2 protein-coding genes are annotated in these 2,299 nt (G+C 73.4%); both read right to left on the bottom strand.

Annotated elements, in window-relative coordinates; all coding sequences use genetic code 11:
• Positions 1-1,133 (bottom strand): protein kinase (locus JFN87_RS34005; protein WP_307865689.1); only part of this gene is annotated, 1,133 nt, incomplete at its 3' end.
• A gap of 340 nt (positions 1,134-1,473) precedes the next feature.
• On the bottom strand, positions 1,474-2,299 hold an 826-nt coding region (locus JFN87_RS32935; RefSeq protein WP_504739803.1), incomplete at its 5' end, for a serine/threonine kinase C-terminal domain-containing protein.

Here is a 2,299-nt window from a genome sequence, read left to right as displayed (position 1 = left end):
CCGCCCTGTCCCCCCCCCTCCCCTCGCCCCCCACCCCCCCCCCCCCCCCGCTCCCCCCCTCCCGTCCCGCCCCCCGCCTTTTTGAAGCGGAAGTCACCATACGGGAAACATCGGTGACAGAAGTACAGGACGTGTGCTCTACCGATCTGCGCATTGGGGCCGCCGTAGGGCGCGGGGACGCCCGGCGTGCTCTGCTGGCGCGGCGCCCTCGGCAGCGCGCCCGACGTGCCCGTGGAGACGCCGTAGGGGCTCTCCCCGCCCGCGTCGCTGCCGCTTCCTGCGCCGCTTCCTGCGCCTTCTCCGCTCGGGCCGCCGAACGCGGCGTGCGTCCCCGGCGCGGGCACTCCCGCCGTGTACGGGCCTTCGGCGGGCACGGGCTCCGGGGGGCGCGCGTACTGCTCGTACCCGTACGGCCGCGCGGCCTGCGGGAGCGCGAACCCGGGTGCGGCCGGTGGGGCGATCTCAGCGGGCTCCTGCCCCGCCGGGAGGCTCGGGGACGCGTCGTCCACGGAGCCCGCCGGCTCCGGGGCGCCGTGCTGCCGCGGCACGGGCGCGTAGCCGCACAGCGCCTCTTCGGCCGCGCCCGCGGCGAGCCCCGTGAGGACGACGCGGCCGTCGTCGCACACGAGCACCGTGCGGACGGTGATGTTGCGGTGCACCCAGCCGTGCCCGTGCAGCACGCGCACCGCGGTCAGCAGGTCGGAGGCGATCTCGGCGGCGCGGTAGGGGGTCAGCGGGCGCTCCGCGATCAGCTCGGCGAGCGGCCTCGCGGCCACGAGCTCGCTGACTATCCAGAGCGAGCCGGCCTCGGCGAACACGTCGAAGACCTGGTCGAGGCGCGGGTGGTCGGGCACCTGGGCGGCGCTCTGCGCGGCCTCGACGGCCCTGCGGACGCCCGGGTCGGCGAGGGCGCCCGCGCGCGTCCTGCCGCCGGCGCCAGCCTGCTGCACCGCGGTGCCGTCGGGGCCGACCACCTCGGCCTCCACCACCTCGGGCAGCGGCACCTGCCGTACCAGGACCTCCTGGCCGCTGTACGTGTCGAACGCGCGCGTCTCGGTGACGTCGTACGCGTCGGCGGGCGGCATGGGCAGGCGATAACGGTCGGCCAGCACCCGCCCCGCGTAGTCCTCCACCGTGCCTCCCCACACCCTGTCGGCCGCACACCCGGCCGCCCCGGACCGCGCGACCCCGGAACCCGGCTGCCCGAGTACCGACTACCCGACGCGACCTGACTACCCGTCGAACGGCCGCCCGACCCGGGAAGCCGCCGATTCGGTTCGTCACGCCCAGTCGTCGGGCCGGGTAGCGACGCCCGCCCGTCAAATCCGGTCGTTCTACAGTCCTGTTCGACTGCGTACGGTCCGCGACTTCTCACCATACGTGTCCGCGCCCGTACGCGCGGCCCGTCACGGCAACGGGATATGGAGGATTACCTTCCGTCACATCCGGCGAAGATCGTATGGCCGAAACCGTCTACTTCGACGGCTTGAACGTGTCGAAGGCCGTCTGACGCAGCGTCGAGCAATCCTTGCCGTCCCATGCGCTCGCCTTGCAGCTGATCATGATCGAGTAGCCGTGATGGGAGTCGATGCGGAAACCGCGGTCGAGCACCTTGACGCGCTGTCCGCCCTGCTTGCGTTCGAACTGCCAGTCGGCGACGGTCGGATATCCCTTGTAGTCGGCCTTCTTGATGCCGATGAGCTTGTAGCCGCTGCTGCTGCCGCTCACCGCGGGCTCCAACTGCGTCCAGGCGAGCACCGCGTCCTTCGTGGGGCTGTCGGTGAAGTCGACCTGTATGCGCGGGAACCCGCCGCTCGCGCTGAATATCCCGCCTGAGCTCTGTCCTGCCGTGCCCGTCCTGTGGAAGCCCTTGGGCATGGCCATCGAGAACTTGAACTGCTCGTCCGACACGGTGGCGTACCCGGCGGGCAGCGCCGAGCCGCCGCCGGACCGGTCGGAAGGGCCGGTGGAAGCGTCGTGGGACGCGTCGTCGGACGTGCCGGAGGACGACGACGATCCCGACGACGCGGAGGACCCCGTGCGATGGCCCTGCGGGGCCGCGCCCGTCGAACCCGCTGTGGCGGAAGCGCTGGTGGAAGGGGCGGGCTTCGCCCCGCCCTGACCCTTGGCCGAGGTGTCGCCGCCCCCGCCGCCCAGCGAGAGGGCGAGGACGACGCCGAGCACGGCGAGCGCCACGAGGACGGCGATGATCACGAGCGTCTTGCGGGGCACGACGTCCGTCAGCGGCGCGCGCGGCGCGGCGGACCTGGCGGCCGCGCCGGCGTGCGGCGCGGGCTTG

This window comes from Streptomyces montanisoli (genome assembly GCF_017813245.1).
Lineage (GTDB): Bacteria > Actinomycetota > Actinomycetes > Streptomycetales > Streptomycetaceae > Streptomyces > Streptomyces montanisoli.
The sequence above is the reverse complement of the archived record's forward strand: the minus strand, read 5'-3'. Positions and strand labels throughout refer to the sequence as shown.